The organism is Nonomuraea sp. MG754425 (assembly GCF_021699195.1).
GTDB lineage: Bacteria > Actinomycetota > Actinomycetes > Streptosporangiales > Streptosporangiaceae > Nonomuraea.
In genome coordinates this window covers 1-23,438 of sequence record NZ_SSXE01000156.1, presented here as the reverse complement: position 1 = coordinate 23,438, position 23,438 = coordinate 1, and the positions used below count along the sequence as shown (strand labels likewise).

Genomic DNA, 23,438 nt, shown 5'->3' with positions numbered 1-23,438 from the left:
GGCCACCGCCTTGCGGGCCCCGCCCTCGCGGGGCCCCTGCTCCGCCCCGGCCTCCGGCCCCCCGGGTGGCCGGGGCGGCGGGTGGTTACTTCGTGGCGGCCTTCTTCGCGCGCAGCCACAACCACAGGCCGGTCGCGTACATGCCGAGTCCCAGCAGCATGAACCCGATCGCCACCGGCCAGCGCAGGCCCGGCGACATGTGCGTGGCCAGGAACCACGACTGCCGCAACTGCCCGTTGGAGACGAAGACCGCCGCGACGATCCCCTGCGGCACCAGCGGGATCGCGCCGAAGGACGCGCAGATCATCACGATCATCCGCTGCGTCCGCGACATGTTCTCGGGCAACTTGAACGCCGAGCCCGCCTCGGCCGCCTTGCCGCCTCCGGGCCGCCGTCCCGTCCGCATGAGGTGCAGCAGTTCCGGCCCGCCGGCCGTCAGCCGCCGCTCGGCCAGCAGGCCGAGCCCCCACCAGCACAGCGCGCCCGTCAGCAGCCCGGCCGGCACGCCCCACCAGCCGAAGAGCACCGCCACCACCACCGCGGGCGCCGCCGTGACCGCGACCAGCACCAGCATCAGGTACGCCATGCCGGTGAGCGAGCCGTCGTCCTCACTCGTGCGCAGGGGGTTGCCGCCCCGCTTCTTCGGGTCGATGCCCGGCACCAGCCCGACCACCGAGACCAGCGGCACCATGCCCGCGGCCCCGCCGAGCAGCGCGAACGTGGCCGCCATGACCAGCGGCCACGGCCCGCCCACCACCGCTGTGCAGACCACCGCCAGCACCAGCCCGACCGGCCCCACCGCCGCCAGCCAGGCCAGTTGCCGGCCTCGCACGTCGGACGCGCCCGGCGTCATCAGCGTGAGCCAGTGGGCGGTGCCGTCGAGGCCGTACGCGTTGGACGTCATCGCCGCCGCCATCATGATGAACAACGGCCCCGCCAGCGGCACCATCTCCTTGATGCCCACCACCAGCGGCATCGCGGAGAACGCCACCCCGTACGTGAACGCGAACGCGAGCTGGTGGTTGCGGACCAGGTCACGCGTCCACGAACGCAGTTCCTTGGCCACCACCGCGCCGTACGGACCGCTGGCCCGCATCGGCCGCCGTCCGCGCGCCGACGTCCCGCTCGCGCCCGCCCGCCTGGTCAGCAGCGCCGCCCACGCCGCCAGCAGCAGCCCGACCAGCACCACCAGCGCGGCCAGCGCCGCGTACTCGCCCCGCACGGCGAGCAGCCCCCACCCGGATGGCAGGTACCGCACGAACTCCGGGATCTGCCCGCCCTGCCCCAGGGCGACCATGAACACCCAGATCTGCCCCAGAAAGGCGAGGATCACGCCGTTGACCACGCCGGCGCCGATCGCGCCGACCCTGGAACCCAGCGCGAGGCCCAGCAGCGCCACCGTCACCTTCGACAGCAACACGAACACCGCGAGCTGCAACACCATCGCCGGCACGGCCACGAGCGCGCCCACGACGCCGTCGCGCGCGCCCGCGACCACCAGCCCCACCAGCGCCAGCAGGCTGACCGCCGGGGCCACCCCCACGAACGCGGCCACCAGCAGCCCGGACGCCATCCGCCGCGCCGGCAGCCCCAGCAGCGAGAAGAACTCCGGCCGTAATGTCTCGTCGCCGCCGCCCGAGAACACGGGGCCGATGATCCAGCCCAGCATCCACACGCTGTAGGCGGCGGCCAGCCACTCGCCGTCCTGGAACGCCAGATACGCCGTGCCGAGCGCCAGCAGCACGCCGAGCGTGGCCGCCGAGCTCATCATGCCGCGCTGCTGGCCCTTGATCGAATGGCGCAGGATCGCGATCTTCATCCTGGCCATGGTGAGAGCTACAGCCATGACAGCCCCTTGGCCGTGGTGGAGCCCGCGCCCACCAGTTCCACGAACCTGTCCTCGAGCGTCGCGGCCCCGCGTACCTCCGCCAGCGGGCCCGCGGCCGCCACCCGTCCCCGGTCGATGACGCCGACGTGGTCGCAGAGCTGCTCCACCAGCGCCATCACGTGGCTCGACAGCACGATCGAGCCGCCGCTCGCCACGAAGCCGCGCAGGATCGTCTTGATCGTCGCCGCGGACACCGGGTCCACCGCCTCGAACGGCTCGTCCAGGACCAGCAGCCTGGGCGCGTGCAGCAGTGCCGTGGCCAGGCCGATCTTCTTGCGCATGCCGGTGGAGTACTCGATGACGAGCGTCTTCTCCGCCGAGTCCAGCTCCAGCACCGACAGCAGCTCGTCGGCGCGCTCGGCCACCACCTCCTTGCTCAGCCCGCGCAGCAGCCCGAGGTAGGTCAGCACCTCGCGGCCGGTGAGCCGCTCCGGCATGGCCATGCCGTCCGGCAGCACGCCGACGAGTTGCTTGGCCTTCGCGGGGTCGGTCCACACGTCGGCTCCGAAGATCCGCGCCGAGCCGGCGTCCGGACGCAGCAGGCCCACGGCCATGGACAGCGTGGTCGTCTTGCCCGCGCCGTTCTGCCCGACCAGGCCGTAGAACGAGCCCTGAGGCACACTCAGGTCCACATGGTCGACGGCGGTGTTGTCGCCGAACGTCTTCGAAAGGCCCTTGATCTCCAAGGCCGGCGCTGTCATGAGTGTCTCCTGGTCGCGAGGGTGAAGGTGGTGACCAGTTCGCTGGCGAGCCGGTCGAGGTCGAAGCCGGGATCGTTGAGCAGGTGGCCGGGCACGGCGTCGATCGCGCCCCTGATGGCGATGGCCATGCTGCGTGAGTCGAAGTCGCGGAACTCGCCGGAGCTGCGGCCCCAGTCGAGGAGCTTCTCCAGGTCGGTGACGGAGGTCTCGGCCTGGCGCGCGTACGGGTGCGGGTCGCCGTCCTGGCCCGTCGCGTGCGTGACGATCTCCACCAGCGCCAGCAGCGGCTTGCGGTGCAGGCGCATGAAGTCGAGGTTGCTCTCGATGTAGGCGCGCAGGCCCTCGGCCGCGGTGGGCTGGGCGAGGATCCGCGGGATCATCAGGTCGGTCGCCAGCTTGGCCACCTCGGCGACCACCGCCTGGATGAGCTGGGTCTTGCCGCCGAAGTGGTACGAGATGACGCCGGTGCTGATCCTGGCCCTCCTGGCGATCTTGGCCAGCGTCGTGTGGGCGTAGCCGCGTTCGGCGAGCACGTCGATGGCGCACTCGATGATCTGGGCCCGACGCGCCTCTTCAATGAACGTTCGACTTTCTGGCGACACGATCAGGATTTTAAACAGCCGTTCAAACTTCGGTAAACCCTCTCTCGGCAAACCCGCGCATCGCCCTTTCCGTTCGGACATAAGCGCAGGTGGGACGCACGGGGGCACCGAGAGGGCGGACGCCCCCTAAACGATCACTGGCACGGGGGAGCCGCATGCATGCGGCGACGACGCCCCCCGACCCGGCACCCCTGCCCACCACGCCGCACGCTTCCGCCTCAGCGCGCCCCGGCCCGCTGCGCTGCACGCCCTCGCCTGGAAACGCCCCGGCTCCCTGACGCGGTGCGCTTCCGCACCCCCGCCGGGCATCCCCCGCCGCCCATGCCTCAGGCGCCCTCGCGCGGCCTTGCCTGGTCTCCCGCCCGGTCCTGCCCTCGGCCCGGCTGTGTCTTGCAGCCGCCCACCCGCCGCCGGCGCAGGTGAGGGAAGCGTGGTGCCGGGATTCGGTGCCGGCGGGAGGTGGGTCATCGGCCGCGCGGGGGCGGGTGTTTTCGTGGTGTGCGACCGCCCTCGTACGGGCCGTCAGGCGCGCAGGCGTAGACCTCGCGGTGTCGGGTGGAAGCCGGCCGCCTCCAGGGCCGCGGCCAACGGCGACTCCACGATGGACGTGCCGTCGGCCCGCTCCACGGTCAGCTTGCCCAGTGCCCCGTCACGTACGGACAGGGCCAGCGCGTCCACCGCCGGCTGCAACCGGTCGCCGTCGCTGAACGACAGCAGTGTCTTGCCGCCGCGTTCGACGTAGAGCACCAGGTGCCCGTCCACGAGCACGACCAGCGAGCCGGCTTTCCTGCCCGGCTTGTGCCCGATGTCGCCGGGGTGCTGCGGCCAGGGCAGCGCCGCGCCGTACGGGCTGGCCGGGTCGGCGGCGGCCAGCACCACGGCCCGTCGCTCCGCCCTCGGACGCCGGCCGCTCCCGCCGAAACCACCAGCCACCCCACCGCCGAAGCCCTGGCCGCCGAAGCCCTCGTCACCGGCGTCGGCAGGCTGGGCGGCGGGCGCGATGCCCGGTGCCATGGCGCGCATCCGGTCCACCGCCCCCGGCAGGGCGAACTGCGCGCCCCCGAGCCCCTCGACGAAGTAGCCCCGGCGGCACCGCCCGCTCTCCTCGTACGCCCGAAGAACCTGATAAACGGGTGTGAATCCCCCCGGCAGCCGCTCCGACGTCACCGCCCCGCGGGTGACCACCCCGTGCCGTTCCAGCAGCACCTCGGCCTGCGCGTGGGCCCGCTGCGTCGCGTCGGCGGCGGGCGCGGGCAGCAGCCACCACCGCCCGGCCACGGTCGGCGGACCACTCCTGCTCGGCAGCACGGCCCTGCGCCGCCGCGTCGTCGCGGGCCGGTGCGCGGGCCGCCCCGTGCCGAGCGTGGCACGCAGCGGGGCGAGCGTGTCACCGGAGATCCGCCCGGCCCACACCAGGTCCCACAGTGCGGCCACCAGCGTGGTGTCGTCCACCGTGGATCCGAGCTGGTCGGAGACCCCGCGGAAGAACAGCGCGCCACCCCCGCCGAGCAGCTCCAGCACCCGCTCGTGCACCGGCGTCATCGTGATCTCGGCGGGCTCCGGCAGCAGCAGCGGCGCGGTGTCGGCGAAGTAGAGCGACACCCATCCGTCACCGCCCGGCAGCGACCCCTGGCCCACCCACATGACATCGCCCGACGAGGTCAGCTCGTCGAGCAGCGCCGGATGGTAACCGGGCACCCGCGAGGGCAGCACCAGCGTCTCCAGCGCCGAGGCGGGCACCGCGGCCCCCTGGAGTTGCTCGATCGAACGCACCAGCGCGTCGAGGGCCCGTGCCGAGCCGGCCGCGCCCGAGACCGCCGACCGGTCGGTGCCGGTGACGCCGTGCCAGGCCGGCAGGAACAGCGCCAGCGTCTCCGGCACGACCGGCTCGACCTCCTTGCGCAACCGCGCCAGCGACCTGCGGCGCAACATCCGCAGCACCCCGGCGTCGCACCACTCCTCGCCGCGCCCGCCGGGCCGGAACTCCCCGTTGACGACCCGCCCGCTCGCGGCCAGCCGCCGCAGCGCGTCGGTCACCACGGCCACCCCGAGCCCGAACCTGACGGCGGCGGTGCCGGCATGGAACGGCCCCCGCGTACGGGCGTGCCGCGCCACCAGGTCGGCCAGCGGATCGGCCACCGGCTCCAGGAACGCGTGCGGGATCCCGACGGGCAGCGGCGTGCCCAGCGCGTCACGCACGCGCGCGGCGTCCTCGATGGCCGCCCACTGCTCCTCCCCGGCGATGCGCACCCTGATCGCCCGCCGCGCCCGCTCCAGCTCCTCCAGCCAGGCGGGATCGCCGCCGCGCACGCTCACGTCGGGCGCCAGCAGCGGCCCGTGCGAGCGCAGCAGGTCGGCGAGGTCCTCCAGATCGCGCAGCGGACGGTCGAGCCTGGCCAGCTCGCGTTCGCTGTCGGAGATCACGTCGGGGTCGAGCAGCTCGCGCAGGTCGGCCTGGCCGAGCAGTTCGGCCAGCAGCGTGGTGTCGAGTGCCAGGGCCTGCGCCCGGCGCTCGGCCAGCGGGGCGTCGCCCTCGTACATGAACGCGCCCACGTAGTGGAACAGCAGCGCGGCGGCGAACGGCGAGGCCTGGGAGGTCTCCACCTCCACCACCCGCACCCTGCGCGCGGCGATGTCGCGCATGAGCCCCACCAGGCCGGGCACGTCGAAGACGTCCTGGAGGCACTCGCGCATCGTCTCCAGCACGATGGGGAACGAGGCGTACTGCGAGGCCACGCCCAGCAGGTTGGCCGCCCGCTGCCGCTGCTGCCACAGCGGGCTGCGCCTGCCGGGCGTGCGGCGCGGCAGCAGCAACGCCCGGCCCGCGCACTCCCTGAACCGGGAGGCGAACATGGCCGACCCGCCCAGTTCCTCGGTGACGATCTGCTCGATCTCCTCGGCGTCGAAGGCCGCCACGTCGGTGGGCGGCTCGGCCAGCGTGTCGGGGATGCGCAGCACGATGCCGTCGTCGGAGTGCACGGCCTGCACGTCGATGCCGTAGCGCTCGCGCAGCCGCCGGCTGATCGCCAGCGCCCAGGGCGCGTGCACGCGGGCGCCGTAGGGGGAGTGGATGACCACGCGCCAGTCGCCCAGCTCGTCGTGGAAGCGCTCCACCAGCAACGTACGGTCGTCGGGGACGTAGCCGGTGGCCGCGCGCTGCTCGTCGAGGTAGGCCAGCAGATTGCCCGCGGCGAACTCGTCGAGCCCAGCCGCCCGCATCCGCTCCGTCGAGCCCTGTTTGGCCTGTTCGCGCAGGAACTGCCCGATCGCCCGGCCCAGCTCGGCCGGCCGCCCCGGCGCGTCGCCGTGCCAGAACGGCAGCTTGCCCGGCTGCCCCGGCGCGGGCGAGACGAGCACCCGGTCGGCCGTGATGTCCTCGATCCGCCAGGAGGTCGCGCCCAGCACGAACACGTCGCCGACGCGCGACTCGTAGACCATCTCCTCGTCGAGTTCACCGACCCTGGAGGCGCGCTCGCCCACCAGGAACACGCCGAACAGGCCGCGGTCGGGGATCGTGCCGCCGTTGGTCACCGCCAGCCGCTGCGCGCCCGGACGCCCCTGGAGGGTGCCGGTGACGCGGTCCCACACGATGCGGGGCCGCAGCTCGGCGAACTCCTCGCTCGGATAACGCCCGGCCAGCATGTCGAGCGTGGCCTCCAGCGCGCCGCGCGGCAGTGTGGCGTACGGCGCGGCCCGCTTGACCACGCTCTCCAGCTCGTCGACCGTCCACTCGTCGAGCGCGGTCATCGCCACGATCTGCTGGGCCAGCACGTCGAGCGGGTTACGCGGATAGCGCAGCTCCTCGATCAGGCCGCTCTTCATCCGCTCGGCGACCACGGCGGTCTGCACCAGGTCGCCCCGGTATTTGGGGAAGATGACGCCCCTGGACACCGCGCCCACCTGGTGCCCGGCCCGGCCGATGCGCTGCAGCCCGCTGGCCACGCTCGGCGGCGCCTCGACGCACGCCACCAGGTCGACCGCGCCCATGTCGATGCCCAGCTCCAGGCTGGAGGTGGCGACGACGGCGGGCAGGCGGCCCGACTTGAGCGCCTCCTCGATCTGCGCCCGCTCCTCCTTGGAGACCGAGCCGTGGTGCGCGCGCACGATCTCGGTCACGACCCCCTTGCTCGCGCCCGCCTGCGCCATCAGCTCGGCGGGCATCGGCTTTGCCGGACCCGCCCCAGGGGTCTCCCAAACGGCCAGGTCGATCGCCTCGGGGCCCTGCTCCCGCTCGTAGGCCAGCTCGTTGAGCCGCGTGCACAGCCGCTCCGCCAGCCGCCGTGAGTTGGCGAACACGATCGTGGAGCTGTGGGCCTCGATCAGGTCGAACAGCCGGTCTTCGACGTGGGGCCAGATCGACCGGTTGCCCGGCTCGGGCGCGAACTCCTCCTCCTGCCCCCGCGGCCGGCCCTCCATCTCCGTCATGTCCTCGACGGGGACGACGACCTCGACCTCGATGCGCTTGTCCGACGGCGGCTGCACCACGGTGGCCGGCCGCGCCCCGCCCAGGAACGCCGCCACCTCGCTCACCGGCCGGACGGTCGCCGACAGCCCCACCCGCTGCGCCGGCCGGTCGAGCAGCGTGTCGAGCCGTTCCAGACTGAGCGCGAGATGGGCGCCGCGCTTGGTGCCCGCGACCGCGTGCACCTCATCGACGATCACCGTGCCGACGCCGCGCAGCGCCTCGCGCGCCTGGCTGGTGAGCAGCAGGAACAGCGACTCGGGCGTGGTGATCAGGATGTCGGACGGCCTGGCCGCGAACCGCCGGCGCTCAGCGGCCGGGGTGTCGCCCGAGCGGATCGCCACCGAGATCTCGGGCACCGGCAGGCCGAGCCGCCGCGCCGTCTGCTTCAGCCCGGCCAGCGGGGCGCGCAGGTTGCGCTCGACGTCGACGGCCAGCGCCTTGAGCGGCGAGACGTACAGCACGCGCGTGCCCTTCGTCTGCTCCCCGGCCTCTTCGGAGGCGGCCAGCCGGTCGAGGGACCACAGGAACGCCGCCAGCGTCTTGCCCGAGCCGGTGGGCGCGACGACCAGCGTGTTGTCACCGCGCGAGATCGACTCCCAGGCGCCCTCCTGGGCGGCCGTGGGCGCGTGGAAGGCTCCGGCGAACCATTGCCTGGTCACCTGGCTGAACTGGGCTAGCGAACTCACCCGCACATACTGCCTCGCGCCACCGACAGAAAACGCATCCGGCCCGGCGCGGGTGATTGAGCGGGCGGCCTTGCGGACATACAGCGACCGTGACCATCGATTACGCGGCCATCGAAGCCCGCCGTGCGGAGATACGACAGCGCTACGTGTTACCGCACCGACCGTCCAGCAGCGCGCGGGGCCTGCACCACGTGGCCCTGATCTCGTCCGACGTGGAACGCACCGTCAAGTTCTACCAGGAACTCCTGGAGTTCCCGCTGACGGAGATCATCGAGAATCGCGACTACAAGGGCTCGACCCACTTCTTCTTCGACATCGGCAACGGCAACCTGCTCGCGTTCTTCGACTTCCCGGGGCTCGACCTCGGGCCGTACCAGGAAGTGCTCGGCGGGCTGCACCACATCGCGATCTCCGTCGATCCCGCCACCTGGGAGCGGCTGCGCGGAAAGCTGGAGATGGCCGGCGTGCCGCACCAGGTGGAGAGCGGCGCCTCCATCTACTTCAAGGACCCCGACGGCGCACGGCTGGAGCTGCTCGCCGACCATCTCGGTGAGATGTACGGCACGCGGGTGTTGTGACTAGCGCCGCGACGCCCTACGGGTGCGCGGCGCGCCCGCGCGCGGCTCCTGTCTGATGCCCGCGTGCCGCTCGGCACGCTCTGCCTTCTCCTGTTGCACGGTCTGGCGCAGCGCGAGCTGTAAGTGGCGGCGCCGGGCCCTGTTGGCCTTCGTCTTGGCTGTCTTCGGGGGCGAAGACTTGGGGGTCTTTGGCATGCGGATGTCCTACCCACCCCGCGCGCGCTTTCATACTTGAGTTCATGCGCCTGACCGAGTTCTGGAGACGGATGAACGCTCACTTCGGCGAGATGTACGCGGAGTCGTGGGCCCGCGACTACGTCCTCGCCCCGCTGGGCGGTCGCACCGTCGTGCAGGCGCTCGCCGACGGAGAGAGCGCCAAGACGGTGTGGCGGGCGGTCTGCCAGGTGGAGGACGTCTCGTCCAAGCTGCGCTAGCACCCCCGGGTCAGGCCGGTGGGTGCGCGAGGTCGAGGGCGTCCCGGAGCGCCGTGGCCGTGCGCTCCAGCTCGGCGGCGGCGCTCTGCCCGCCCGGCGACCACAGGAACTGCCAGCCGCGATGCGACGGCGTGGCGAAGATGACCGTCTGACGGCCGGTGTGCGGATGCCACACCCACAACACCGGGTCCTCGCCGCCGACCAAGCGGCTGACCAGGCCGTGCGTGGGCAACAGTTCGGCGAGCGCCTCGAGATGGACGCGTCGTTCCCCGGTGTAGCCGCTCGCCACGTCGCCTCCAGTCATCGCCCCTGCAGTGAGTCTCCCCAGCTCACTGACCCTGACAACACGTAGGAGGCAACGCACTCGAACGTCGTTGCGGCGGGGTCTTCATGAGGGCGCTCCGGCGTCCCGGGGCCGAACGCGAGTGCGTACGGGCGTGCGGAAATCCGTGCGCCGGCGGGTCGCCGGCCTGGGGAGTCGAACCCGCGCTCGGACCGGTCGGCGGCTGTCGCCCGCGGGCCGGCCTGATCGCCTGGCCGGTGGGTCGACGGGCGTGACCCGCGATGAACAAGGGGCCGGCGAGCCACCTGCGTGTTCCTGCTGTGATCGAACAGCCGTTCGGCTACGATGGGCAAAGCCAGGCGCCGCCTTCCCCGACTGCGACGGAAATTGTCGGTGGCAGGCCGTAGCTTTCACTCGACTGATCGGACCACGACCCTCCAGGGGGAGTTCCCATGGCTATCAACGACCGCGAGAAGGCCCTCGAGACCGCGCTCGCTCAGATCGAGCGGCAGTTCGGCAAGGGCTCCGTCATGAGACTGGGCGACGACGCCCGAGCCCCCATCGAGGTGGTCCCCACGGGGTCGATCTCCCTTGACGTGGCCCTCGGCATCGGTGGCCTGCCGCGCGGGCGCATCGTGGAGATCTACGGCCCGGAGTCCTCGGGCAAGACCACGGTCGCCCTGCACGCCGTGGCCAACGCCCAGCGGGCCGGGGGCATCGCGGCGTTCATCGACGCCGAGCACGCCCTCGACCCCGAATACGCCAAGAAGCTGGGGGTCGACACCGACGCCCTGCTGGTCTCCCAGCCCGACACGGGTGAGCAGGCGCTCGAGATCGCCGACATGCTGATCAGGTCCGGCGCCGTCGACATCATCGTCATCGACTCGGTCGCCGCCCTGGTGCCCAAGGCCGAGATCGAGGGCGAGATGGGCGACAGCCACGTCGGCCTTCAGGCCCGCCTCATGTCCCAGGCCCTGCGTAAGATCGCCGGCGCCCTCAACAGCACCGGCACCACCGCCATCTTCATCAACCAGCTCCGCGAGAAGATCGGCGTCATGTTCGGCAGCCCCGAGACCACGACCGGTGGTAAGGCGCTGAAGTTCTACGCCTCGGTCCGGATGGACATCCGCCGCATCGAGACCCTCAAGGACGGCACGGAGGCGGTCGGCAACCGCACCAGGATCAAGGTCGTCAAGAACAAGATGGCTCCGCCCTTCCGCGTCGCCGACTTCGACATCCTCTACGGCGTGGGCATCTCCCGCGAGGGCGGCCTCATCGACATGGGTGTGGAGCACGGCTTCGTCCGCAAGTCCGGCGCCTGGTACACCTACGAGGGCGACCAGCTCGGCCAGGGCAAGGAGAACGCCCGTAACTTCCTGAAGAACCACCCCGACATGGCCAACGAGATCGAGAAGAAGATCAAGGACAAGCTGGGGGTCGGCCCGCGTCTCGACGCGCCCGCCGAACCCGCCGCCGCCGCGCCCGCTCCGGCCGCCGCTTCCTCGGGTCGCGGCTCGAAGTCCACGCCGAAGCCGGGTGACGTCTGATCGCTGGCCCGATGAGCAGCCCGGACCGACCGCACGCGCCCCAGCCGTCCGAGCGGGGCGCCTGGCCCGCCCAGCGGTCCCGCCCCCGTGACCTGGCCGGCTCGGCCGCGGACGGCTGGCCGTCGGTGGCCGAGTGGCGCGAGCAACGCATCCGCACCCGCGCCGCCGACTCCACCGCCCCGGCTACGTCCGACGACGCGTCCGATGACCTGACCATGTCCGACGACGCGGTCCCGCTCAGCGGCGGCGGTGCCGCGGACATCGGCGCGGAGGCCCAGGGCGAAGCGGCCGACCTGGGCGACGGTGACGCCCAGGGCGGCGTCGGCCGGCAGGCCGGTCGGAACGCTGATCCCGCCCCCGTCACGAAGCGGCCAGGAGACGAGTGGCACTCCGAGGTGCTGGCCGGAAGCAGTTGGTTCGCGCCCCCGGAGCAGGACGACAGCGGCAAGCGCCGGTCGGGCGGATCCGGCAAGCGCACCGGACGCTCCGGCGCGAAGTCCGGACGTCCGGGCCGGGAGAGCGGCCGGCTGGCCGAAGCACCTGAACGACCGACCGCCGAGCCTCGGTGGCCGACCGACGAGTCGCACACCTCCACCTCCGAGACGTGGGGTCCCGCCGACGCGGCCGGATGGCTCGGCAACGAGCCCGGACACGGTGACGGGGCGGCCGGGAGGCGCGGCGACCGCTCAGAACGCTTCGGCGAGGCGGTGGGCCGGCCGGGCACCGACAGCTCCGAAACGGGGGAGCGCGGGAGCACGACCGGGCAGCGCCGTGGCGGTCGTGGGCGCTCCGGACGCGGAGGGCGGAAGAAGGAACGGGGCCGGGGGTGGCTCCCCGACGGGCCCGACGGTGAGTCGCCGGCGGGCTCGGGCCCCAAGGCCGATCCGGAGTCCGTGGCTCGGGCCATCTGCCTGCGGCTGCTCACCATGGCGCCCAAGACCCGCGCCCAACTCGCCGAGGCGCTGCGCAAGCGGGACGTACCGGAGGAGGCCGCCGAGGCGGTGCTCAGCCGGTTCTCGGAACTGGGGCTGATCAACGACGAGGCGTTCGCGACGGCCTGGGTCGACTCCCGGCACCACGGCCGGGGGCTGGCCAAGCGCGCGCTCGCGGCCGAGTTGCGGCACCGGGGCGTCGACAGCGACACGGTCAACGAGGCCGTGGAGCGGCTCGACCCCGATCAGGAGGAGGAGACGGCGCGCCGGCTGGTGGAACGCAAGCTCGCCGCCACCCGCTCCCTCGACCCGCAGACCCGCACCCGCCGGCTGGCCGGCATGCTCGCCCGCAAGGGCTACCCCTCCGGCCTGTCCTTCCGCGTCATCCGGGAGGCACTCGAACAGGAGGGCATCGAGGTGGAGGAGGACTACTCCTAGCAGCCGAGACACCGCCACCGGGTCCGATGGGTGGTGGCCCCGCCAAGTGGCGGATCCCGCCTTGATCGGGTGCGTCCCGGTTCGGTCGTGTCGCGCATTTGTGGCTAGGTCGTTCGGGCACGTGTTCCGGCGGCCGTTGTCAGGAGGGCTGGTTGTTCCGGCTCACTTCATGCGGTGTTGCCGGGGTGCGCGCCCTGCGCTGGGCATTGGCGCGGATCCGCTCAAAAGGCGCGTATGTGGCGATTGATGTCGGATGCGGGTCCAGCTTGCGGCCCGGTCGCGTGGCGCGCGTGTGCCGCGCTGAGAGCCGCGCGGGGAGCCCTGTAAGACACGCTTGATGACGCGTTTGCTTGCTCGTGACCTGTTCGACGCATAACCTCGACGGCAGTGAGGAGTTACTCCGCGCAGCGCGGATTGCCATACCGGTGAACGACGGACGAATTGATCGAGGCAGGAGAGGTGTCGGCGGTGGGAGTCGACGCCCCATCAGTCTTGGCTTGACATCTATCCCGGCGATGACGCCGACCGGGCTTTCCGCTGCGCGCCCGTGACCCCTCCCGTTTTGTGGCCGCGTTACGAGTTCTTGACGACGCGAGGAGGGCGGGGCGCACATGGGGCCGCTGGTCGTGGTGCTGATGGTGGCGGTGCTCGTGCTCGCGTTCGGGATGATCGTGGCGCTCCTCGTCGTCATACGGCGCACCTCAGGCGGTCTGCCTCGCGGCGGAAAGCCGAGCCCTGAGCAGGCACAGGCGGTGCACGAGGAGCTGGAGCAGGCGCGTACGCAGGCGCGGGAGATCCGCCACCAGGCGGAGAGCGACGCCGAGGAGACCCTGCGCAGGTCGGAGGTGGCCTCCGAGAGCGCCGCACAGCTACGGCGGGAGGTCGAGGAGGAGAGCCGGACGCTCAAGAGCGAGCTGAAGGAACTGCGTACCGACCTGGAACGCCGCGAGGCCCGGCTCGCCGAGCGGGAGCAGCGGCTGGACGAGGAGGCCCGGCGGCAGACGGAACGTGACAGGAAGCTGGGCGAGACCGAGGTCGAGCTGGCCGACCGGCGTTCGGAACTGCTGCAGGTCGAGGAGGAGCGGCGGGTCATCCTGGAGCGGGTGGCCGGGCTGACCGGCGAGCAGGCCAAGGCCGAGCTGGTCCGGGAGATCGAGAACCAGGCCAAGCGCGAGGCCGCGCTGATCATCAGGGAGATCGAGGGGGACGCCCGCAAGGAGGGCGAGAAGCGGGCCACGAAGATCGTGACGCTGGCCGTGCAGCGGCTGGCGGCCGAGCAGACGGCCGAGTCGGTGGTGAGCGTCCTGCACCTGCCGGGCGACGAGATGAAGGGCCGGATCATCGGCCGTGAGGGGCGCAACATCCGCGCCTTCGAGTCCACCACCGGCGTGAACCTCATCATCGACGACACCCCCGAAGCGGTGCTGCTGTCGTGCTTCGACCCGGTCAGGCGGGAGACGGCGCGGCTGACGCTGGAGAAGCTGGTGCTCGACGGACGCATCCACCCCCAGCGCATCGAGGAGGCGCACGACCGCAGCCGCCAGGAGGTCCAGGACCTGTGCGCACGAGCCGGTGAGGACGCCCTCGTCGAGCTGGGCATCACCGACATGCACCCCGAGCTGACCCTGCTGCTCGGGCAACTGCGCTACCGCACCTCCTACGGCCAGAACGTGCTCAAGCACCTCATCGAGTCCGCTCACATCGCCGGCATCATGGCCGCCGAGCTCAAGCTGAACCAGACGCTGATGAAGCGCTGCGCCCTGCTCCACGACATCGGCAAGGCCCTGACCCACGAGGTCGAGGGCAGCCACGCGCTGATCGGGGCGGAGATCGCCCGCAGGTACGGCGAGGAGGAGGACGTGGTGCACGCCATCGAGGCGCACCACAACGAGGTCGAGGTGCGTACCGTCGAGGCGGTGCTCACCCAGGCCGCCGACGCGATCAGCGGCAGCCGTCCCGGAGCCCGGCGCGAGTCGCTGGAGGCGTACGTCAAGCGGCTGGAGCGGCTGGAGGAGATCGCCCAGTCGTACGAGGGCGTGGAGAAGGTGTTCGCCATGCAGGCCGGGCGGGAGATCCGCGTCATGGTCAAGCCGGACGCGATCGACGACATCCAGGCGCAGGTGATCGCGCGGGACGTGGCCAAGCAGGTGGAGGAGGAACTCACCTATCCCGGGCAGATCCGCATCACGGTGGTCCGAGAGTCCCGCGCAACCGAGTTCGCCCGCTGACCCCGCCAAAGCCGCCGGACCCGTCGGACCGGCTGATCCCGTCGGACCGGCTGGCGCCGCCGACTCCGCCAAGGCCGCCGGCCCGCTGATTCCGCCGGGCCCACCGACCCCGCCAGAGCCGCCGGACCGGCCGACTCCGCCGAACCCGCTGGATTTGGGCCGCCCGCTCCAGGAGCCGGCAGAGCCCTCCGGGGCCATCGCGCACGGTGGCGGGTCGAGCCTGCCGGTGTCCGTGGTCGGCCGCCTTCTCTGACCTACCTGGATCGGTGGTCGGCCGGGTCTTCTTAGCCCGCCGCTCTTTCCCTGAGCCGTTGCGCTGGCTGTGTTTCCTTCGCACGGGGGTTGGTCGAGCTTGGCGGTTACTGTGGGCCGCCCCCCGGTCTGCCCGGGTCCTGCTCGGGAGTCGGCCGGGGCCTCTGAGCCCGCTGCTCCCTCCAGGAGTCGGATGTGGCCCGGGCGCTGTCGGGCCCGGGGCGGTGGACGTTGGTCAGGAGAAGATCTGCTGGTAGAAGGCCAGTTCCGCGGCCAGTGCCGCCGCTCGGGTCTCTGTGCGGCGGAAGCCGTGGGACTCGCCCTCGAAGGCCAGGTACGTACAAGGCACCCCGCGCTCGGACAGCGCCTCGGCGAAGCCGGAGGACTGCTCGGGCGGCACCACTGGGTCGTCGAGCCCCTGCAGGAGCAGCATGGGACAGCTCACCCCGTCCACGAGCGCCAGCGGCTCCCGGGAGGCGTAGACCTGCGGGTCGGCGGGTCCCACGAGCCATTCCACGTACCGGGACTCGAAGTCGTGGGTGTGCGCGACGAGCGGGGCGAGCGCGCTGACGCCGTAGTAGGACACGCCTCCGGCGAACACGTCCGAGCGGCAGCAGGCCGCCATGACCGTCCAGCCGCCCGCGCTGCCGCCGCGTACGGCGATCCGGGCGGGGTCGGCCAGGCCCTGCGCGGCCAGCCAGCGGGCGGCGGCGACGGCGTCCTCGACGTCCACCACGCCCCACTGGCCCCTGAGCCGCTCGCGGTAGGCCCGCCCGTAGCCGGTGGAGCCGCCGTAGTTGAGGTCCAGCACGCCGACGCCGCGCGAGGTCAGGAACGCCTTCTCCAGGTCGAGCGCGGTGTCGGCGTGCGCGGTCGGGCCGCCGTGCACGAAGATCACGTACGGCGGCGTGCCCTCGACGGCGGGGGCGTGCGGCCGGTAGAGGAAGCCCTCGACCTCGCCCATCCGCACGGCTTCAGGGAGGGGCAGGTAGGCCGGGTCGGGCAGGTTCGCGGCACCCGGTCGGAGCGGCAGGTGCCCGCCCGTGGCGGTGTCCACGGTCACGATCGAGCGGGGTGTCGTGGCGGCGTACCCGATGGCGGCGACGGACGTGCCGTCGGCGGCCAGCGCCGCGTTCCAGCCAGTGTAGGGCAGGTCGAGGTCGGTGAGCGTGCCCGAGGCGGGGTCGAGCAGGCCCAGCCGCAGGTCGCCACGCCCGTGCAGGACCGCGAGGCGGCCGTCGGAGAGCACCGCGTACGGCATTCCGCCGAGCTGCCACGGCGGCAGCGTGAACTCCTCCTCGGCGGGGCACAGCGCGCGCGCCCCGTCGCCGCGCAGGCCGATCTCGTAGAGGTTCCACCAGCCGGAGGCGTCGGAGAGCAGGTAGAGGTGGGAGTCGTCCTTCCAGGCCGGGGCCAGCACGGACTCGGTGGGGCCGCCCCGGACCGTCCAGGCGCTCGTGCCGCCGGGCGAGCCGCCGGTGAGGGGGACGACGCGTAGTTCGGTGCCGTCCCAGGGCATGCGGGGGTGGTTCCAGCAGACGTAGGCGAGATGCCGTCCGTCGGGCGAGACGGCGGGAGCGGCGTAGAAGTCGCAGCCGGTGGCCCAGACGCGGGTCTCGCCGCCGTCCAGCGGGATCGCCACGACGGCCCTGGTGACCTTGCCGTTCTGGTCGTGGTGCTCGCGTACGCACCACACCTGGTCGTCGTGTACCAGCAGATCGGCGTAGCGGTAGCCCTCGCCGGTGAGGGGTTTCGGCTCGCCGTTATCGGCCAGAAGATACAGCCGCTGGTCCGTCAGGTTGGCGAAGACCACCTCGCCGCCGGGTGTCACGGCGTACGGCCGGCCGCCGTACTCGTGCACTCGCGTACGCGCGCACCAGGGCGCCGGCAGCAGGTCATGGCAGGTGCCGTCGGCGGAGCGGCGCACGATGACCGTGCGTCCGCCCTCGTCGGGACGGTCCTCGGTCCACCACACCCGGCCGTCTCCGAGAGTGGGCCAGCCGGGACGCACGCCGGAGCCGGCGACGTCTCTGGTCGAAATGGGGGAGGGCCAGAAAGGCATACCCGCATCCTGCCGGAAGATCGCCTGGAGTGCGGGCCGGTCCCCATAGATCGAGGTCGATCCCGGGAGGTCAGGGGCAACCTTCGGGGGCCGGCAGGGTGGAGGGGAGGACGAGATCGGTCTTGCCGAACCATTTGCGCAGCAGCCGGGTGGTCGTCCCGCTCTTCCACATGGCGAGCACCGCGCGGTTGACGGCCTCGCACGTCTTGGTGTCGCCCTTCTTGAGCCCGACGCCCCACTTCTCGTCGGTGATCGGCTCGTTGAGCAGCCGGAACATGCCGGGGTCCGCCTCGGCGTAGCCGGCCAGGGCCAGGTTCTCGGTGCTGACGGCGTCGAGTTGGTCCTCGGCGAGCTTGCGTACGCAGTCGGAGTAGTTGGCCGCCTCCACCAGCGTGGCCGGCAGGTTCAGCTTGCCGTCGGGGGGCGGGTCCACGATCCGCCGGTACGAGTTCGAGCCCTCGGCCAGGCAGATGCGCTTGCCACGCAGGTCGTAGACGTTCTGGATGCTCGTGTCGGAGGCGCGGACCATGGTGTCCTGCGGGACGATCACGTATGGGCCGCCGAAGGTCACCTTGGGCTTGCGGGACGCGGTGATGGAGTAGGAGGCCACGATCATGTCCACGGTGCCGTTCTGGAGCAGCGCCTCGCGGGTGGACGACGGCGACTCGCGCCAGGTGATCTTGACCGGGGCGCCGCCGGCGAGGTGATTGACGATGTACCGGGCGACGTCGACGTCGAAGCCCTCCGGCTCGTTGCCGACCTTCATCCCCAGGTTCGGCTGGTCCCACTTGGTGCCGACGATGACCGTGCCGGTGCCCTTGATCTTGTCCAGGACGGTGGTGTACGAGCCGTGGCCCGCGCACGCGGCCAGGCCCGCCACGGCCGTGATCGTGGCCGCGGCGCTGGCGACCCTCGTGCCCGCCCGCTGCATCCGTCCCCTCCGAGGTGTCCCGTTAGAGGGAGTGTGCTGTGTGGACCTCGCCCGCGGGCGCATTGCGGGGACGTACTGGGCGAGATGTGAGGCTTTCTTGGCGGCCACCACGACAAACGCGGCCGAACGCGGGACGGCGGCGGCGCGCGAGCCGCGCACCACCGCCGCCGGGTTCCGCCGGAGCCGCCTGGGTCACTCCAGTGGCTTGTCCGGGGCCAGGCCGCCGCCTTCGGTGCCCTGCCCCGCGGCCACGCCGACCTCGGCCGCGCCGGGCGCCGCGACCGGGCGCGCCGCCGTCTTGCGGCTGCGCCTGCTGCGCCGCTCCAGCCACGTGGCGAGGTAGCTCAACGCCATGTTGAGCGCCACGTAGATGATGCCGATGACGATCGCCGCCGGGATCAGCGAGCCGAAGAAGCGGGCGGGCAGGATCTTGAAGCCGGTGTTGAGCAGGTCGACGTAGGCGATGATGTAGCCGAGCGCGGTGTCCTTGAGCAGCACCACGAGCTGGCTGACGATCGCGGGCATCATCGACGTGACGGCCTGCGGCAGCAGCACCAGCCGCATCACCTGGTTCTTGCGCATGCCGACCGCGTACGCGGCCTCCGACTGCCCTCTGGGCACGGCGTGCACGCCGGCCCTGACGACCTCGGCCAGCACCGAGCCGTTGTAGAGCATCAGGCCCACCACGACCGCCATGAAGGCGTAGTCGCCGCCGCCGCCCACCATGGGTGCCAGGTAGAAGATGAAGAAGATCAGCAGCAGCAGCGGGATGGCCCGGAAGACCTCGACCACCACGCCGGCCGGCACCCGGATCCACGCGTGGTCGGAGAGCCTGGCCAGGCCGAAGATCGCGCCGAACGCCAGCGCGAGCACCGCCGCCACGGCCGCCGCCTGCAACGTGCCGATGAGGCCGGGGATGATGTAGAAGTCCCAGGTCTCCCACTGCAGGAACGGCTGCCAGATCTTGCCCTCGAACTGGCCCTTGTTGTCGAAGCCCCGGTACACGGCGTACAGCACGGCGCCGACCGCGATGACGCTGATCACCGTCAGCGCGTGGTTGCGGATCCGCCCGCGCGGGCCCGGCGCGTCGAACAGCACGGACGTGCTCATCGGACCACCGCCAGCCGCCGCGACAACCAGCCGGTGAAGAACCCGATGGGCATGGTCAGCACCATGAAGGCGACGACGATGCCGAGGAAGATCGGAATCGACGCCCCCGTCTGGTCGAAGGTGATCTTCATGACCGCCGCGGCGTCGGCGAGGAAGCCGCCAGCGGTCGCGACCGTGGTGTTCTTGATCATGGCGATCATCACGCTGCCCAGCGGCGCGACGACCGCGCGGAACGCCTGCGGCAGGATGATCATCGTCAGCGACTGCATGAACGTCAGCCCGATCGCCCTGGCCGCCTCGGCCTGGCCCATCGGCACCGTGTTCACGCCCGCGCGCAGCGCCTCGCACACGAAGGCCGCGGTGTACACCGACAGGCCCATCGCCACGATCCAGAACGAGTTGGTCAGCGGTGTCTCGGAGAAGACCAGGCCGAGCTGATCGCTCAGACCCAGTGCCGAGAACGCCAGGACCAGCGTGAGCGGGGTGTTGCGCACCACGTTGACGTAAAAGGTGCCGGCCGCGCGCAGCACCGGCGTGGGTGAGACCCGCATCGCCAGCAGGATCGTGCCGAGGATCAAGGAGGCGACCGCGGCCACGATCGACAGCTTGACGTTCTCCAGGAATCCCAGGCCGAGATCGGGGGCGTACTTGATTAGTTCGTCCATCGTGCTCCACCGCAAGGGCGACGGGCGGCCGGGTCACCGGCCGCCGTCACCGACGTGATCAGGCGCAACCCTCGGCCGGCGGCGCGGTCGAGGACAGGTTGAGGCCCTGGATGCCGCCGAACCACTTGTCCAGCAGCGTCTTCATGGTGCCGTTGCTCCACAGCGTCGCCACGGCCTTGTTGACGGCCTCGCAGGTCTTGGTGTCGCCCTTCTTCAGGCCGATGCCGTACTTCTCGTCGGTGAAGCCCTGACCGAGCACCTTGAAGTTGCCGCCGGCCTGCTTGGCGAAGCCCGCCAGGATCAGGTCGTCGGTGGTGACGGCGTCGAGGTTGCTGCCCGTCAGCTTCTGCACGCACTCGGAGTAGTTGGCGGCGTCGACGGTGGTGGCGTCGATGTCGAGCTCGCCGTCCGGCGGCGGGTCGGTGATGCGCTTGTAGGAGTTGGACCCGGAGGCCTTGCAGATCTTCTTGCCCTTGAGGTCCTGCGGGGTGTTGATCGACGTGTCGTCCTTGCGCACCATGATGTCCTGGTGGGCGATGACGTACGGGCCGCCGAAGCTGACCTTGCCCTTGCGCTCCTCCGTGATGGAGTAGGTCGCGAAGATGATGTCGACCGTGCCGTTCTGGAGGAACGGCTCGCGGTTGGAGGAGGCCGACTCCTTCCACTCGACGGTGACGTCCTTGCCCCCGTTCACCTCCTTCAGCACGGCCTTGGCCACGTCGACGTCGAAGCCCTCGGGCTCGTTGCCCATCTTCAGGCCCAGGCTCGGCTGGTCCCACTTGGTGCCGACCACGACCGTGCCGCCACCGGCGATCTTGTCGGCCACGGTGGCGTACGTTTCGCCCCCGCCGCCACAGGCGGCCAGGCCCCCGGCGAGTGCCACGATGGAGAGCACCGCTCCCATTCGACGCATGTGCATGTATACCTGCCTCAATACTCGTTCAGTGCGTCAGGATCTTCGAGAGGAAGTCGCGCGCACGGTCCGTCTGCGCGTTGGTGAAGAACTCGTCGGGGGTGTTCTCCTCGACGATCTGCCCGTCTGCCATGAACACGACCCGGTTGGCGGCCCTGCGGGCGAACCCCATCTCGTGGGTGACGACCACCATGGTCATGCCATCGCGTGCCAGCCCGATCATGACGTCGAGCACCTCCTGCACCATCTCGGGGTCCAGCGCGGAGGTGGGCTCGTCGAACAGGATCATCTTCGGGTCCATGGCCAGCGCCCTGGCGATCGCGACGCGTTGCTGCTGACCGCCCGAGAGCTGGGCCGGATATTTGTCCGCCTGCGCCGCGATGCCCACCCGTTCGAGCAGTTCCATCGCCCGCTTGTCGGCGGTGGCCTTGGCGATGCCGCGCACCTTGACCGGGCCGAGGGTGACGTTCTCCCGGATGGTCTTGTGTGCGAACAAGTTGAACGACTGGAAGACCATTCCGACCTCGGAACGCAACCTGGCCAGCCCCTTGCCCTCGGCGGGCAGCACCTGGCCGTCAAATATGATCTTCCCGTCGTTGATCGTCTCCAACCGGTTCATCGTGCGGCAGAGCGTGCTCTTACCGCCGCCCGAAGGGCCGATGACGACCAGAACCTCGCCACGAGAGACGGTCAAGTTGATGTTCTTCAGGACATGCAGCGCCCCGAAGTGCTTGTTGACGTTCTCCAACTGGACCAGTGGAGTGACGTCGCCGTTCTCCGTCATGGAGTAAAACGTAGAGGGCGTTAGAACGCTGTGCACTAACCGAGCGGTACCGATCCGATCACATCATGCCGTCAAGCTGGCCTTTTAGACCCGTTCGGACCGTCGCAGGCCGGACAACGACTACCCTTGAACCTGCCATGACTGTGACCCAGGAGGGCGCCCGCACATACGAAGTGCGCACATACGGGTGCCAGATGAACGTCCACGACTCCGAGCGGCTGTCTGGCCTGCTGGAGGACGCCGGCTACGTGGCCGCGCCCGAGGGCGAAGCGGCCGACGTGGTCGTGTTCAACACGTGCGCCGTGCGGGAGAACGCCGACAACCGCCTCTACGGCAACCTCGGCCACCTCCGCCCGGCCAAGACGCGCAACCCGCGCATGCAGATCGCCGTCGGCGGCTGCCTGGCGCAGAAGGACCAGGGTGAGATCGTCCGCAGGGCGCCCTGGGTCGACGTCGTGTTCGGCACGCACAACATCGGCTCGCTGCCGGTGCTGCTGGAGCGAGCCCGCATCGCGGGCGAGTCCCAGGTCGAGCTGAAGGAGTCGCTCGAGGTCTTCCCCTCGACGCTGCCCACCAAGCGCGAGTCCGCCTACGCGGCCTGGGTGTCCATCTCGGTGGGCTGCAACAACACCTGCACGTTCTGCATCGTCCCCTCGCTGCGCGGCAAGGAGAAGGACCGCCGGCCCGGAGACATCCTGGCCGAGGTCAACGCCCTGGTGGAGCAGGGGGCCCTGGAGGTCACGCTGCTCGGGCAGAACGTCAACACCTACGGCGTGGAGTTCGGCGACCGGCTCGCCTTCGGCAAGCTGCTGCGCGCCTGCGGCGAGGTCGAGGGCCTGGAGCGGGTGCGCTTCACCTCGCCCCACCCGGCCGCCTTCACCGACGACGTGATCGCCGCCATGGCCGAGACGCCCAACGTGATGCACCAGCTCCACATGCCCCTGCAGTCCGGCTCCGACCGGGTGCTGCGGGCCATGCGCCGCTCGTACCGCGCCGAGCGTTACCTCGGCATCATCGAGCGCGTACGCGCGGCCATGCCCGACGCGGCCATCTCCACCGACATCATCGTCGGCTTCCCCGGGGAGACGGAGGAGGACTTCCAGGGCACCCTCGACGTCGTCCGGCAGAGCCGCTTCGCCAACGCCTTCACCTTCCAGTACTCCATCCGGCCCGGCACGCCCGCGGCCACCATGCCCGACCAGGTGCCCAAGGAGATCGTGCAGGAGCGCTACGAGCGGCTCGTGGCCCTGCAGGAGGAGATCTCGTGGGCGGAGAACAAGCAGCAGGTCGGGCGGACGATCGAGGTGCTGGTCGCCGAGGGTGAGGGCCGCAAGGACGAGGCCACCCGGCGGCTGTCGGGGCGCGCGCCGGACAACCGGCTCGTGCACTTCGCGGTCGGGTCCGAGACGCCGCGGCCGGGCGACATGGTGACGGTCGAGGTCACCTACGCCGCCCCGCACCACCTGGTGGCCGACGGGGCCGTCCTGGGGGTGCGCCGCACCCGGGCGGGCGACGCCTGGCAGGCCCGCCAGGGCGGCGGCGCGGCATCGGGCAAGGGGGTGTCGCTGGGCATGCCCGGCATCGGCCGCCCGGCTGCGCTGCCCGCCGCCACCGGCGGCTGTTCCGCCCACTGACTTCGCCGTCTGTCGCGGTTGCCCCGGCCGGTCCTCGACCGTCCGGGGTTTTCGCGTGCGCGGCCGGACGGGATCAGCGGCCGACGCGGTTGAGCAGGTCGTAGCAGGGCTGCCTGCGGAAGTCCTGGAAGGTGGCGCAGGGGTTGGCGGCCGTTCCGCCCCCGTTTCCGCCCCCGTTTCCGCCTCCGTTTCCGCCTCCGTGTGCGGGGGCGAGGGGCTCGGTCTGGCGGTCCGGCGCGGGGCGCTCCCTGGGCGGCGCCTGCGGGGGTGCCTGCGGGGCGGGCGATTCCTGCGGCGCGGGAAGC

Annotated in this window: 17 protein-coding genes and 1 pseudogene; 6 read left to right on the top strand and 12 right to left on the bottom strand. The window is 71.3% G+C overall.

Going from position 1 to position 23,438, the window contains the following annotated elements:
* Nucleotides 1-85: 85 nt before the first annotated feature.
* From FAF44_RS39175 to FAF44_RS39160, 4 genes are all read right to left on the bottom strand, one after another.
* Complete coding sequence (locus tag FAF44_RS39175; RefSeq protein ID WP_237108429.1) at nucleotides 86-1,846, bottom strand: hypothetical protein; 1,761 nt, start codon at nucleotides 1,844-1,846, stop codon at nucleotides 86-88.
* Nucleotides 1,837-2,589, bottom strand: coding sequence for an ABC transporter ATP-binding protein (locus tag FAF44_RS39170; protein ID WP_237108428.1), 753 nt, complete (start codon nucleotides 2,587-2,589; stop codon nucleotides 1,837-1,839). Before FAF44_RS39170 ends, FAF44_RS39175 begins: the two co-directional genes overlap by 10 nt.
* Nucleotides 2,586-3,191 (bottom strand): TetR/AcrR family transcriptional regulator, encoded by a 606-nt coding sequence (locus FAF44_RS39165; RefSeq protein WP_237108427.1) that lies wholly within the window; start codon nucleotides 3,189-3,191, stop codon nucleotides 2,586-2,588. The genes FAF44_RS39170 and FAF44_RS39165 overlap by 4 nt, the downstream gene beginning before the upstream one ends.
* 522 nt (nucleotides 3,192-3,713) lie before the next feature.
* A complete protein-coding gene (locus tag FAF44_RS39160) occupies nucleotides 3,714-8,342 on the bottom strand; it encodes an ATP-dependent helicase (protein WP_237108426.1) in 4,629 nt (1,542 codons plus the stop codon).
* Between the two features lie 89 nt (nucleotides 8,343-8,431).
* On the opposite strand from FAF44_RS39160, the gene FAF44_RS39155 reads away from it, so the two are divergent.
* Nucleotides 8,432-8,920, top strand: a complete 489-nt coding sequence (locus tag FAF44_RS39155) for a VOC family protein (protein ID WP_237108425.1) — start codon at nucleotides 8,432-8,434, stop codon at nucleotides 8,918-8,920.
* A 239-nt stretch (nucleotides 8,921-9,159) separates the two neighbouring features.
* A complete protein-coding gene (locus tag FAF44_RS39150) occupies nucleotides 9,160-9,354 on the top strand; it encodes a DUF3046 domain-containing protein (protein ID WP_237108424.1) in 195 nt (64 codons plus the stop codon).
* A 10-nt stretch (nucleotides 9,355-9,364) separates the two neighbouring features.
* Here the strand turns inward: FAF44_RS39150 and FAF44_RS39145 are convergent, their stop codons facing one another.
* Nucleotides 9,365-9,658: a hypothetical protein gene (locus tag FAF44_RS39145; protein WP_237108423.1), complete on the bottom strand. Its 294-nt coding sequence runs from the start codon at nucleotides 9,656-9,658 to the stop codon at nucleotides 9,365-9,367.
* 431 nt (nucleotides 9,659-10,089) lie between these two features.
* On the opposite strand from FAF44_RS39145, the gene recA reads away from it, so the two are divergent.
* The 3 genes from recA (at nucleotide 10,090) to rny (ending at nucleotide 14,782) form a co-directional block, all read left to right on the top strand.
* A complete protein-coding gene (gene recA, locus FAF44_RS39140) occupies nucleotides 10,090-11,184 on the top strand; it encodes a recombinase RecA (RefSeq protein WP_237108422.1) in 1,095 nt (364 codons plus the stop codon).
* Between the two features lie 11 nt (nucleotides 11,185-11,195).
* Nucleotides 11,196-12,554: a recombination regulator RecX gene (recX, locus tag FAF44_RS56065; RefSeq protein WP_308193457.1), complete on the top strand. Its 1,359-nt coding sequence runs from the start codon at nucleotides 11,196-11,198 to the stop codon at nucleotides 12,552-12,554.
* A 611-nt stretch (nucleotides 12,555-13,165) separates the two neighbouring features.
* Nucleotides 13,166-14,782: a ribonuclease Y gene (gene rny / locus FAF44_RS39130; RefSeq protein ID WP_237108421.1), complete on the top strand. Its 1,617-nt coding sequence runs from the start codon at nucleotides 13,166-13,168 to the stop codon at nucleotides 14,780-14,782.
* 487 nt (nucleotides 14,783-15,269) lie between these two features.
* Here rny and FAF44_RS39125 read toward each other — a convergent pair whose 3' ends face one another.
* From FAF44_RS39125 to FAF44_RS39100, 6 genes are all read right to left on the bottom strand, one after another.
* Nucleotides 15,270-17,096, bottom strand: a complete 1,827-nt coding sequence (locus tag FAF44_RS39125) for a prolyl oligopeptidase family serine peptidase (protein ID WP_237108420.1) — start codon at nucleotides 17,094-17,096, stop codon at nucleotides 15,270-15,272.
* A gap of 70 nt (nucleotides 17,097-17,166) precedes the next feature.
* A complete protein-coding gene (locus FAF44_RS39120) occupies nucleotides 17,167-18,027 on the bottom strand; it encodes a glutamate ABC transporter substrate-binding protein (protein WP_237108419.1) in 861 nt (286 codons plus the stop codon).
* A gap of 192 nt (nucleotides 18,028-18,219) precedes the next feature.
* A complete protein-coding gene (locus tag FAF44_RS39115) occupies nucleotides 18,220-19,137 on the bottom strand; it encodes an amino acid ABC transporter permease (RefSeq protein ID WP_237108418.1) in 918 nt (305 codons plus the stop codon).
* Nucleotides 19,134-19,802, bottom strand: coding sequence for an amino acid ABC transporter permease (locus FAF44_RS39110; protein WP_237108417.1), 669 nt, complete (start codon nucleotides 19,800-19,802; stop codon nucleotides 19,134-19,136). The genes FAF44_RS39115 and FAF44_RS39110 overlap by 4 nt, the downstream gene beginning before the upstream one ends.
* A 58-nt stretch (nucleotides 19,803-19,860) precedes the next feature.
* Entirely contained in the window at nucleotides 19,861-20,721 is an 861-nt protein-coding gene (locus FAF44_RS39105) for a glutamate ABC transporter substrate-binding protein (RefSeq protein ID WP_237108416.1), read from the bottom strand.
* A gap of 22 nt (nucleotides 20,722-20,743) precedes the next feature.
* Nucleotides 20,744-21,499, bottom strand: a complete 756-nt coding sequence (locus FAF44_RS39100; protein ID WP_272895605.1) for an amino acid ABC transporter ATP-binding protein — start codon at nucleotides 21,497-21,499, stop codon at nucleotides 20,744-20,746.
* A 137-nt stretch (nucleotides 21,500-21,636) separates the two neighbouring features.
* Between FAF44_RS39100 and miaB the strand changes: the two genes are divergently transcribed.
* A complete protein-coding gene (gene miaB / locus FAF44_RS39095; RefSeq protein WP_237108415.1) occupies nucleotides 21,637-23,133 on the top strand; it encodes a tRNA (N6-isopentenyl adenosine(37)-C2)-methylthiotransferase MiaB in 1,497 nt (498 codons plus the stop codon).
* A 73-nt stretch (nucleotides 23,134-23,206) separates the two neighbouring features.
* Here miaB and FAF44_RS39090 read toward each other — a convergent pair.
* Nucleotides 23,207-23,438 (bottom strand): annotated as a pseudogene (locus FAF44_RS39090) (hypothetical protein); the annotation flags it as partial.

What these genes read in the sequence shown, in the direction of transcription:
- FAF44_RS39110 (WP_237108417.1), bottom strand. Translation starts at nt 19,802, where the DNA reads ATGGACGAACTAATCAAGTACGCCCCCGATCTCGGCCTGGGATTCCTG.
- rny (WP_237108421.1), top strand. Translation starts at nt 13,166, where the DNA reads ATGGGGCCGCTGGTCGTGGTGCTGATGGTGGCGGTGCTCGTGCTCGCG.
- FAF44_RS39150 (WP_237108424.1), top strand. Translation starts at nt 9,160, where the DNA reads ATGCGCCTGACCGAGTTCTGGAGACGGATGAACGCTCACTTCGGCGAG.
- FAF44_RS39170 (WP_237108428.1), bottom strand. Translation starts at nt 2,589, where the DNA reads ATGACAGCGCCGGCCTTGGAGATCAAGGGCCTTTCGAAGACGTTCGGC.
- FAF44_RS39175 (WP_237108429.1), bottom strand. Translation starts at nt 1,846, where the DNA reads ATGGCTGTAGCTCTCACCATGGCCAGGATGAAGATCGCGATCCTGCGC.
- miaB (WP_237108415.1), top strand. Translation starts at nt 21,637, where the DNA reads ATGACTGTGACCCAGGAGGGCGCCCGCACATACGAAGTGCGCACATAC.
- recA (WP_237108422.1), top strand. Translation starts at nt 10,090, where the DNA reads ATGGCTATCAACGACCGCGAGAAGGCCCTCGAGACCGCGCTCGCTCAG.
- recX (WP_308193457.1), top strand. Translation starts at nt 11,196, where the DNA reads ATGAGCAGCCCGGACCGACCGCACGCGCCCCAGCCGTCCGAGCGGGGC.
- FAF44_RS39145 (WP_237108423.1), bottom strand. Translation starts at nt 9,658, where the DNA reads ATGACTGGAGGCGACGTGGCGAGCGGCTACACCGGGGAACGACGCGTC.
- FAF44_RS39105 (WP_237108416.1), bottom strand. Translation starts at nt 20,721, where the DNA reads ATGCACATGCGTCGAATGGGAGCGGTGCTCTCCATCGTGGCACTCGCC.
- FAF44_RS39125 (WP_237108420.1), bottom strand. Translation starts at nt 17,096, where the DNA reads ATGCCTTTCTGGCCCTCCCCCATTTCGACCAGAGACGTCGCCGGCTCC.
- FAF44_RS39115 (WP_237108418.1), bottom strand. Translation starts at nt 19,137, where the DNA reads ATGAGCACGTCCGTGCTGTTCGACGCGCCGGGCCCGCGCGGGCGGATC.
- FAF44_RS39120 (WP_237108419.1), bottom strand. Translation starts at nt 18,027, where the DNA reads ATGCAGCGGGCGGGCACGAGGGTCGCCAGCGCCGCGGCCACGATCACG.
- FAF44_RS39100 (WP_272895605.1), bottom strand. Translation starts at nt 21,499, where the DNA reads ATGACGGAGAACGGCGACGTCACTCCACTGGTCCAGTTGGAGAACGTC.